Source organism: Streptomyces prunicolor NBRC 13075, from assembly GCF_000367365.1.
Taxonomy (GTDB): domain Bacteria; phylum Actinomycetota; class Actinomycetes; order Streptomycetales; family Streptomycetaceae; genus Streptomyces; species Streptomyces prunicolor.
In genome coordinates this window covers 19,194-28,593 of sequence record NZ_BARF01000145.1, presented here as the reverse complement: position 1 = coordinate 28,593, position 9,400 = coordinate 19,194, and the positions used below count along the sequence as shown (strand labels likewise).

The 9,400-nt window shown below is 68.6% G+C and carries 8 protein-coding genes; 5 read left to right on the top strand and 3 right to left on the bottom strand.

What is annotated here, in order from left to right; all coding sequences use genetic code 11:
• On the bottom strand, positions 1–2,404 hold a 2,404-nt coding region (locus SPR02S_RS51905; protein ID WP_019064966.1), incomplete at its 3' end, for an NACHT domain-containing protein.
• A 381-nt stretch (positions 2,405–2,785) separates the two neighbouring features.
• On the opposite strand from SPR02S_RS51905, the gene SPR02S_RS51900 reads away from it, so the two are divergent.
• On the top strand, positions 2,786–3,367 hold the full coding sequence (locus SPR02S_RS51900; RefSeq protein WP_026151685.1) for a M23 family metallopeptidase: 582 nt from the start codon (positions 2,786–2,788) through the stop codon (positions 3,365–3,367).
• Here the strand turns inward: SPR02S_RS51900 and SPR02S_RS51895 are convergent.
• Positions 3,364–3,972, bottom strand: coding sequence for a TetR/AcrR family transcriptional regulator (locus SPR02S_RS51895; protein WP_019064964.1), 609 nt, complete (start codon positions 3,970–3,972; stop codon positions 3,364–3,366). The genes SPR02S_RS51900 and SPR02S_RS51895 overlap by 4 nt on opposite strands.
• A gap of 128 nt (positions 3,973–4,100) precedes the next feature.
• Between SPR02S_RS51895 and SPR02S_RS51890 the strand changes: the two genes are divergently transcribed.
• From SPR02S_RS51890 to SPR02S_RS51875, 4 genes are all read left to right on the top strand, one after another.
• A complete protein-coding gene (locus SPR02S_RS51890; RefSeq protein WP_019064963.1) occupies positions 4,101–5,723 on the top strand; it encodes an MDR family MFS transporter in 1,623 nt (540 codons plus the stop codon).
• A 423-nt stretch (positions 5,724–6,146) separates the two neighbouring features.
• On the top strand, positions 6,147–6,620 hold the full coding sequence (locus SPR02S_RS51885; RefSeq protein ID WP_019064962.1) for a helix-turn-helix transcriptional regulator: 474 nt from the start codon (positions 6,147–6,149) through the stop codon (positions 6,618–6,620).
• The gene (locus SPR02S_RS51880; RefSeq protein ID WP_019064961.1) at positions 6,617–7,051 is read left to right on the top strand and encodes a VOC family protein; all 435 of its coding nucleotides are present in this window, start codon (positions 6,617–6,619) and stop codon (positions 7,049–7,051) included. Before SPR02S_RS51885 ends, SPR02S_RS51880 begins: the two co-directional genes overlap by 4 nt.
• 18 nt (positions 7,052–7,069) lie before the next feature.
• Positions 7,070–7,912 carry a class I SAM-dependent methyltransferase gene (locus SPR02S_RS51875; RefSeq protein WP_019064960.1) on the top strand — a complete coding sequence of 281 codons (843 nt, stop codon included), beginning with the start codon at positions 7,070–7,072 and terminating at the stop codon, positions 7,910–7,912.
• A gap of 141 nt (positions 7,913–8,053) precedes the next feature.
• On the opposite strand, the gene cseC is transcribed toward SPR02S_RS51875, so the two are convergent.
• The gene (cseC, locus tag SPR02S_RS51870) at positions 8,054–9,397 is read right to left on the bottom strand and encodes a two-component system sensor histidine kinase CseC (protein ID WP_019064959.1); all 1,344 of its coding nucleotides are present in this window, start codon (positions 9,395–9,397) and stop codon (positions 8,054–8,056) included.
• Between the last annotated feature and the right edge of the window lie 3 nt (positions 9,398–9,400).

Here is a 9,400-nt window from a genome sequence, read left to right as displayed (position 1 = left end):
GACGGTTCAGCACCGCAAGTTCTTCGGGCGAGCGGACCATGACATCCGTGTCCGGCGTTTCGAGAAGGTGCCGGATGATCTCGGTCGCGTAGGCCTCGGTGTCGAATTTGTCCCAATGAAAGCCCAGTCGGCGACGGACCATCTTGCTGTCGCTGTCCCGGTACCGGACCAGGAACGGCAGTGCGGAATCCCCACCGATCAGGCACGCGGTGAGGACGACGTAGCTTGCCGTCTGGTCGTCGGTCAGGGTTTCCGGTCCCGGCAGCAACTCCAGGACGATCGGCCCCAACTCGGCCAGTTTCTCCGCCTCGTAGGCATTCCGCGGCGGAATCAACTCCCCCGCCCGCCGCTCAACTTCGTCCCGCACCCCCGGATCCAACTTCGCCGCATGCTCCAGACAAGCCATGGCCAGCAAATGAAGGCGTCTCAGAAGCCCCTCCTCCCGATCCCCCCTCCCCACCAACCCCCTTAAAATCCGCGCCCGTTCATCCGGCCGGGCATGAGCCACAGCCATCCGGACGACGTCCTCCCACTGGTCCGAGTGCGCATGCTCGACCAGCACATCAAAATCCCGCTCCTCCACGGCAGCCCGCGCCCCCAGATAGTCCTGGAACGTGCGATGGACGAAGTCCACCGCTCCGGCCGCCGGCTCGCGCAACAGGCCTGAGCGGTCGAGCAGTTGGCGCAGGATCTCCTCCGCCGAACCCTGCGCGGAGACGTACGGCATCGAAGGCAGCAGGCGTTCCAGTTGGTTGAGGGCGTCCGTGCGGTCCATTTCGGCGCGGCCGTTGCGGATCAGCCAGTACGCGAGGCGTTGGAGCAACTCGACCTGGGACTCCTCGTCCAGCTCCACCGTCAACTCGCGTTCCCGGTCCCGGCGTTCCAGCAGCATCGAGAGGGCCGCGTCGTAGAGGGCCTTGCGGCCGCGGGGCAGGAAGCCTCGGCGTTCGCGGTGCAGGGCGCAGATCAGGGCGCACATCAGGGGGTTGGTGGCGAGGCGGCCCAGGTCTTGTTTGGTGCGGGTCGCGGTGAGCAGGGCTTCGGCCATCGTCGGATCGGCGCCCGCCGCCTCGTGCCAGCGGTGGACGAAGACCGCGATGTTGTCGCGGCTCATGGGGGAGAGGGTCAGTTCGGTGAAGTCGTCGCCGCCGAGCCAGTCGGTCCGTACGGCGGAGGGGCGCGAGGTGACCAGCCACAGGTTGCCCGGGAACGCGGTGATGAGGTCGCCCAACCAGCGTCGGGTACGGGCGCGTTCCTGTTCCGGGACCTCGTCGATTCCGTCCACCAGCAGGAGTCCGCGGCCTGCCGTGAGCACGCGGTCCGCCCAGCCGGGCGGCTGGGAGCCGGCGAGCGGGCAGCTCACCGCGCGCAGGAAGTCGTCGGCGACGGGCAGTCGGGCGCCGCCCCGGGTGAGCGTGCGGAGGGGGAGGACGAACGGCAACCGGCCCATCAGGTGGGCGAGTTGACCGGTGAGCCGGTCCTGGCGGGCGGTGGTCACGGCGAGCCACTGGACGAGCGTGGTCTTGCCGGAGCCCGCGACCCCGCGCAGCAGGACGCGCTCGTGGCCGGCCAGCGCCTGTTCGACGGGTTGTGGGGCGGACGGCAGCCGGCGTTCGGAGAGCGTGACGCTCGTGTCTCCGAACGCCGCGAGTGCCTCGTCCGGCGTGAGCGGCCGGAACTCGTGCTCCGCGTCCCGCGTCGCCTCCAGGCTCAGGTACGCCGTGTCCAGGGGCCAGTCGCAGGACTCGTTGAGATCGATGCCGTAGATGGTCAGGCTGCTGTGCTTCGACGCGATGTACCGCGTGTAGTGCTCCTCGAAGTCGGCGTCCTGCGCCGTGCGGGACGTCAGGCGTTCGAGGAGGAGGGCGGTGCGGGTGATCAGTTCGTCGAGGCGGCGGCTCTGGGCGACGAGGGTGCGGGCCACGAAGGCCGACCGCTGGGTGAAGAAGTGCAGGATGTGCAGGCAGGCGCTGTCCAGGAGATGGCCGAACAGGGCGGCCGAGTCTGCACTGAGGTGTCGTAGGAGAGCCTCGGTTCCTGCCTGTGCGGACAGCCTCGCGGCCAGTTCTTCGTGGCCCAGGCGTACGGCCTGTACGTCGTCCAGGTCCAGGTCGCCGAGGGCGTGCAGGGTCCGTTCGAGGGCGTCGGACACCGCTTCCAGCTCGGCCGTGTCCAGGGGTGCCTCGCGTGTTTCGCGGGCCGCGCGGTGCACCAGTTCGCGGACGAGCTTGCGTAACTCCTTCTCGCCGAGAGTTCGCTTCTCGCCCTTGAAGGACACCAGCGCGGACAGCCGTACCGGCCGCTCCACCAGGCCCGCGCCGGGGCCCTCGGACACGAACAGTTTGCGTACCAGCGGTGTGATGAGTCCGGCGGCCAACTTCGTACCGACTACTGACGGGTCCACAGCCGTCCCCCTCCCCCTCGGCCGAAGGTTCAGGGTAGTCCCGGTCACATTCCCCGTACCGGTGATCGCCCCCGCCGGTGACAAGCCGCACAGGCGAATCGGCCCCTACTAGGGGAGGTAGTCGTACGCCTCGATCGGGGCAAAAGGGATTTTCTTCTTGAGATTCGTGGAACCGAATGACCGATTTCGCCCTCCAGGGGGCTGAATCGGGATACATGGGTGCTCTGTCAAGAAGCGTGAAGTTTTGGGGTGAAGTACTAGGTTCCGTCGTAGAAGGGGGGTTTGGGGGTCCGTGGGGTCCGGGGTTACCAATGAACGTGCCATCCGGCGGCCGTATGTGTGCCGGGTGGTTTTTCTGTCCCCGTCCCCCGTGAGGTTTCGATGTTCCAGCGCGCCACGTCCCGCTCTTCCCGTACGTCTTCGCTCCGCACCCGGGTAGCTGTCATGGCCGTCGGACTGGGAGCCACCGCCGTGCTGGGCACCGGGGTCGCGAGCGCTGCCTCCTCGGCCGTCGCGCCCAAGGCCGTCAGTGCGAAGGTCGCCGCCTCCTGGGTCGACCCGGTGAAGAAGTACACGCTGTCCGCGAGCTTCGCCCAGGCCGGCGGCATGTGGCAGTCCACCCACAGCGGGCAGGACTTCGCCGTGGCCAGCGGTACCAACGTCGTCGCCGCGCACGGCGGGACCGTCGTCAAGGCCGGCGGCAACGGCGCCGGTGACGGTGCCGCGTACGGCAACGCCATCGTCATCAAGCACGGCAACGGCACCTACTCGCAGTACGCCCACCTCTCGCGCATCGACGTGAAGGTCGGCCAGGTCGTCAGCACCGGGCAGCACATCGCCCGGTCCGGCAACACCGGCAACTCCAGCGGTCCCCACCTGCACTTCGAGATCCGGACGACCGCCAACTACGGCTCGGCCATAGACCCGGTCGCGTTCCTGCGCGGCAAGGGTGTGTCCGTCTAAGCCTCGTCCTGGGCGGGCTTCGTGCCCGCGTGGGCCTGCGTGATCATGTCGGTGGCGACCTCCAGGACGGCCTTGCGCTTCTCCTCGGGGTCGCCTTCGAGGTCGTGCACGGCGAACATGCCGGCGTGCAGCGTGAAGATCGCGCTGAGCGAGCGGACCTGGTCGACCAGGCTCGCCTCGGGGTCGATCATGATCTCCCGCAGGCCGCGCATCCGCTCCTTGAAACGCTCGCCGATGCGCAGGTCCCGTACCGTCGCCTGGTTCTCCTGCATGAAGCGGAACAGCGGGGTCGCGCCGTCGAGCGCGTCGCTGTAGCGCCGTACGATCTCCTGCTTGGTCGCCAGGGTGTGCGGCTGGCCGCGGCCCCACTCGATCAGTTCCTCGATCGGCCGGGTCAGGTCCTCGAAGATGCCGACGAGGATCTCTTCCTTGGTCTTGAAGTGGTAGTAGAGCGCCGCCTTCGTGACGTCCAGGTGCTCGGCGATCTCGCGGAGCGAGGTCTTCTCGTAGCCCTGCTCGGCGAAGAGTTCGAGCGCCACGTCCTGGATGCGCTGGCGGGTGTCTCCGCGACGCTGCCGCTTGGTGCCGTCCATGGTGCCGCCCATTCGTCTCATGCTCCAGCAAACTTACTTGACGCCCGGCTAGTTACGGGTCTACTTTCCCTGAGTGTAGTCAACTAGCCGGGCGGCAAGTAAGTAGCCGAACGGTGGCGGTATCAAGGGGAGTGGGAAAGATGGCGGACACACAGACGGTGGACACGCCTCCGGGGGAGGCCGGTTCGGGGGAGGCCGGCTCGGGGGCGAACGAGAAACAGCCGAAGAGCGTGCGGGTTGTCCTGCTCGCCCTGATGATCACCATGATGCTTGCGATGCTCGACAACATGATCGTGGGCACTGCCATGCCGACGATCGTCGGTGAGCTGGGTGGGCTTGAGCATCTGTCGTGGGTTGTCACGGCTTACACGCTCGCCACGGCCAGTTCGACCCCGCTGTGGGGCAAGCTCGGTGACATGTACGGGCGCAAGGGCGCCTTCATGACCTCGATCGTGATCTTCCTCGCCGGCTCCGCGCTCAGCGGTATGGCGCAGGACATGGGGCAGTTGATCGGGTTCCGGGCCATCCAGGGTCTCGGTGCCGGTGGTCTGATGGTCGGCGTCATGGCGATCATCGGCGACCTCATCCCGCCGCGTGAGCGGGGCAAGTACCAGGGCATGATGGCCGGCGTCATGGCGCTCGCGATGATCGGCGGACCGCTGGTCGGCGGCACCATCACCGACAACTGGGGCTGGCGCTGGTCCTTCTACATCAACCTGCCGCTCGGCGTCGTCGCGCTCGCCGCGATCAGTGTCGTACTGCACCTCCCGAAGAAGCGGTCGCAGGCGCGGATCGACTACCTGGGTGCCGGGCTGCTGACCGTCGGCATCACCTCGATCGTGCTCGTCACCACGTGGGGCGGTTCGCAGTACGACTGGACGTCCGCGCGGATCATGGAACTGATCGGGCTCGGTGTGGCCTCGCTCGTCGGGTTCGTGTTCTGGCAGACCAAGGCGGCCGAGCCGGTCGTACCGCTGCACATCTTCCGCAGCCGGAACTTCACGCTGATGGCGATCATCGGGTTCATCACCGGGTTCGTGATGTTCGGGGCGACGCTGTTCCTGCCGCTGTACCAGCAGTCCGTGCAGGGCGCGTCCGCTACGAACTCCGGGTTGCTGTTGCTGCCGATGCTCGGGGCGATGCTCGTGACCTCGATGGTCGCGGGGCGGGTGACCACCAACACCGGTAAGTACAAGGTGTTTCCGGTCGTCGGCAGTGTGCTGATGGCGGTCGGGCTGTATCTGCTGTCGACCATGGACACCGATACGACTCGGTTCATGTCTGGCGTGTTCATGGCTGTCGTCGGGCTCGGGATGGGCTGTCTGATGCAGATCACCATGCTGGTCGCGCAGAACAGTGTGCAGATGAAGGACATGGGGGTCGCTTCCTCTACGAGCACGTTGTCCCGGACGCTTGGTTCGTCGTTCGGTGTCGCCATCATGGGGGCGCTGTTCAACAACCGGGTGCAGGACGTCATGGCCGAGCGGGCCGGGGCGTTGGGATCCAAGGTGACCGAGCAGTCCGCGACGTTGAACGCGGCGAGTCTGGCGAAGTTGCCGGCGGTGGCGCGGGAGGCCTACCAGCACGCGGTGTCGGCCGGGATTCACTCCGCGTTCCTGTTGGGGGCGGTGGTGTCTGTGGTCGCTGTGGTGGCTTCGGTGTTCGTGAAGGAGGTTCCGCTGAAGGGGGCGGGGCCCAAGGCTGAGGGTTCGGGCGAGGGCGCGGACGCGGTGGCGCCGACGTCGCTCGTCGAGGTCGTGTGATTCGCCGGCAGTGAGTTGAGCTGACCTGAGCTGAAGGTCCCCCGGTTGGTGTCCGCCCCGGGGGGCCTTCTTTGTGTGCGTGTGCGTGTGCGTGTGCGGGTGTGGGTGGGCGTGCGGGTGTGTGGGTGGGCGCCCGCAGGGGGTGAGTGGTGGGGTCGGGGTCGTGGCGGTACGGCGAGCCCGCCGCTGGTCGGGCCCCACCGTTTGTCACCACGGTTGGACGGGTTGGTGCCGGGTACGCGGCGGGCTGCGCCGTACCGCCACGACCCGCTCCCGTTTCGTTGGCGGCTGCGGGCCTGTGGGGGGCTCTTGCCTCGGGCCCCTGATCGGCTCTGAAGGGGCCTCGTCCTCAAACGCTGGATGGGCGGATGATCGGCCGGTGTCGATGTCAGTGGGGCGTGCCACCATCGGCGTATGGACAAAATGCGGCAGTTGCGGCTTGGCAAGGACGCCATGGATCGTGACTGGGCCGAGCCGGAGCTTGATCTGGGGGTGGTGGCTGCGCATGCCGGGTATTCGCGGTACCACTTCATCCGGGCCTTCAAGGAGGCGTACGGCGAGACGCCGGGGCAGTATCTGACGCATCGGCGGATCGAGCGGGCCGAGGAGATGCTCCGTAGCGCCGATCTCTCGGTGACGGAGATCTGCCATCTGGTCGGCTTCAGCAGCCTCGGGAGTTTCTCGGCGGGGTTCAAGGCGCGGACCGGGCTGACGCCGAGCGAGTACCGGGCCGAGCATGTCGGACGTGGGGCCGCGCTCATTCCCGGGTGCTACGCGATGCTCTGGGCCGGTGGTTTCCCCACCGCAACTTTGAAGAAGCGTCGCGCCGGGCGCCCTGTCTACGGTGACCGTGACCAACAGGAAGCAGCCTCACCCGACAGGAGTGCGGAGTCATGATCCAAGGCTTGGGCATCGCCACCGTGTGGACCTTCGACCAGCAGCGCACCAAGGCCTTCTTCACCGAGAAACTCGACTTCGAGGTCCGCGACGAGATCTCGATGGGCGACATGCGGTGGGTCACCGTCGGCGCCAAGAACCAGCCCGGCCTCGCGCTCACGCTGATGAGCCTGGACGGCCCAGGTCTCGACCCCGAGTCCGCCGAGGCGTTGAAGAAGCTGGTCAGCAAGGGGGTGTTGGGCGCCGGGGCGTTCACCACCGACGACTGCCGCGGTGATCACGCGAGCTTCAAGGCGCGCGGGGTCGAGTTCCTCCAGGAGCCGACCGAGCGGCCGTACGGCATCGAGGCGATCTTCCGCGACGACAGCGGCAACTGGTACTCGCTGACCGAGCGCAGCGCCGAACTGGACCTCTCGAAGGACTTCGGATGAGTCGGGAGGGAGCAGGCGGTGGCTGAGGTCGAGCCGGATCACACGGCCGTGCGGGTTGCGCTGTGGCGGGCCCTGCATGTCCAGGCCGATCCGGCGCCGCACGTCATCGAGGACGAGGTCGGGCTGCGGCTCGCCGACCCGGGGGAGGGGTGGCGTGAGCGTCCTGACATGGACGTCGAGGCCACGCGGCGGATCCGTGCCTCGATCGTCGCGCGGGCCCGTTTCGTCGAGGACGTGGTGGAGGAGCAGGCCGGGAAGGGGGTGGAGCAGTACGTCATCCTCGGCGCGGGCCTTGACACCTTCGCTCAGCGGCGGCCCGAACTCGGCGCGAGACTAACGGTGTTCGAGGTCGAGCAGCCTGGCACTCAGGCCTGGAAGCGGCGGCGGCTGGCGGAGCTCGGGTATGACCTCCCGGACTGGTTGCGGTTCGTGCCGGTCGACTTCGAGGGGGACTGGTGGGGGCAGTTGGTCGCCGCCGGGCTCGATCCCGGGCGGCCTGCGGTCGTGGCCGCGACCGGCGTGACCATGTATCTCACCCTGGACGCGATCACCACCATGTTCCGCCGGGTCGCCGGACTCGCCCCTGGCTCCACCCTGGTCACCACGTTCCTACGACCCGTGGACGACGTGGAGCCGGAGCAGCGCGCGCAGTTGGAGGTGGCGGTGCGGGGCGCTCGTGCCGCCGGCACACCGTTCCTGAGCTTCTTCACCCCGGAACAGATGCTGGCGTTGGGGCGCGAGTGCGGGTTCCGGGATGTGCGGCATGTGCCGGCCGCGGAGCTTGCCGAGCGGTACTTCGGGGGACGGGAGGGCGGGGCTGCGCCGTCTCGGGGGGAGGAGGTGATGGTGGGGAGTACGTGAGGAGCCTCGATCCGCTCCCGTCCCTCGATCCGCTCCCGTCCCTCGATCCGCTCCCGTCCCTCGATCCGTTCCCGTCCCCGATCCGCTCCCGTCCCGACGGTTCCGCGCCCTCACTGCAGCACACCGGTCAACCGCCGGAGGCTACGGCAGCATCGGATAGCTCCCCGTACTCGTAGGCGCATGTTCCGGCAGCCACAGCACCGCCACCGCGCCCTCCGCCGGGATGTGGTCCGGTGCGCCCGCGGGGCGGACGTTGCGGAAGGTCAGGCGGGCGCCGAGGACGCGGGCCTGGCCGGCCGCGATGGTCAGGCCGAGGCCGTGGCCGTGGCCCGCGCGGTCCTTGCTGCCGGTGCGGAAGCGGCTCGGGCCCTCCGCGAGGAGTTCCTCGGGGAAGCCGGGGCCGTGGTCGCGGACCCGGATGACCCGGCCCTCGACGGAGACCTCGATCGGTGGCTTGCCGTGCCGGGCCGCGTTGGCGAGGAGGTTGAACAGGACGCGTTCCAGGCGGCGCGGGTCCGTCGTCACCACCGACTCGTGCACTACGTGCACCACCGCGTCCGGGTCCTTCGCGAGCACCCGGCGGCTCACGAACTCGCCCAGCATCAGGTCCTGCAACTCGGCCCGCTCGGACGCCCCGTCGAGCCGGGCGACCTCCAGCACGTCCTCGACGAGTGTGCGCATCGCCTTCGCGCGGTCCAGGACCAACTCGGTGGGGCGGCCGGGCGGGAGCAGTTCGGCCGCCGTCAGCAGGCCCGTCACCGGGGTGCGCAGCTCGTGCGCGATGTCCGCCGTGACCCTTCGTTCCGCGTCGAGCCGCTGCTGCAGCGCGTCCGTCATCGCGTCCACCGCGCGCGCGAGGTCGTCGGTCTCGTCCCGTACGACCCCGCCGATCGCGTCCCGCACCCGTACGTCCGTCTCGCCCTTGGCGACCTGGTTCGCCGCGGCCGCCGCCTTGCGCAGCCGGCGCGAGAGCTGGCCGCCGATCAGGACACCGAGCGCGCTGCCGCCGAGCACGGCCGCGATCGAGCCGATCACCAGGGCCTGGTCGAGATCCTTGAGGATGTCCGTGCTGCGGTCGGTGAACCCGGTGTGCAGGGACAGCACCCGGCCGTCCTTGAGCGGTACGGCCGCCCAGATGTCCGGCACGCCGTGCGGCCGGTCGGTGACGTACGTCGCCCGGCGGCCCTCCTCGACCTTCTCGCGCAGCGCCGCCGGCAGGCTCGGGTCGTTGATCTTGATGCTGGGGAAGTTCGGCCGCCCGGACAGCTCGTAGTTGCGCTGGGCGATCTGGACGCGCTCGTCCGCGAGGTCGCGCGCGTTGTCCAGCATCGAGACCCGGGCCGCGTTGTGCACGACCAGGCTGAGCGCGATCGCGACCAGCGTGCCGACCAGCGCGATGGCCGCGCTGAGCTTCCATCTCAGGCCCGTACGGATGCCCGCTCTGTCCAGGAAGGACGGGACCCTGCGCCGTGAATTCCCCCGCATACC

Excerpts from the sequence above, each read along its gene's own strand:
- SPR02S_RS51900 (WP_026151685.1), top strand. The coding sequence starts at position 2,786 with ATGTTCCAGCGCGCCACGTCCCGCTCTTCCCGTACGTCTTCGCTCCGC.
- SPR02S_RS51895 (WP_019064964.1), bottom strand. The coding sequence starts at position 3,972 with ATGGGCGGCACCATGGACGGCACCAAGCGGCAGCGTCGCGGAGACACC.
- SPR02S_RS51890 (WP_019064963.1), top strand. The coding sequence starts at position 4,101 with ATGGCGGACACACAGACGGTGGACACGCCTCCGGGGGAGGCCGGTTCG.
- SPR02S_RS51885 (WP_019064962.1), top strand. The coding sequence starts at position 6,147 with ATGCGGCAGTTGCGGCTTGGCAAGGACGCCATGGATCGTGACTGGGCC.
- SPR02S_RS51880 (WP_019064961.1), top strand. The coding sequence starts at position 6,617 with ATGATCCAAGGCTTGGGCATCGCCACCGTGTGGACCTTCGACCAGCAG.
- cseC (WP_019064959.1), bottom strand. The coding sequence starts at position 9,397 with ATGCGGGGGAATTCACGGCGCAGGGTCCCGTCCTTCCTGGACAGAGCG.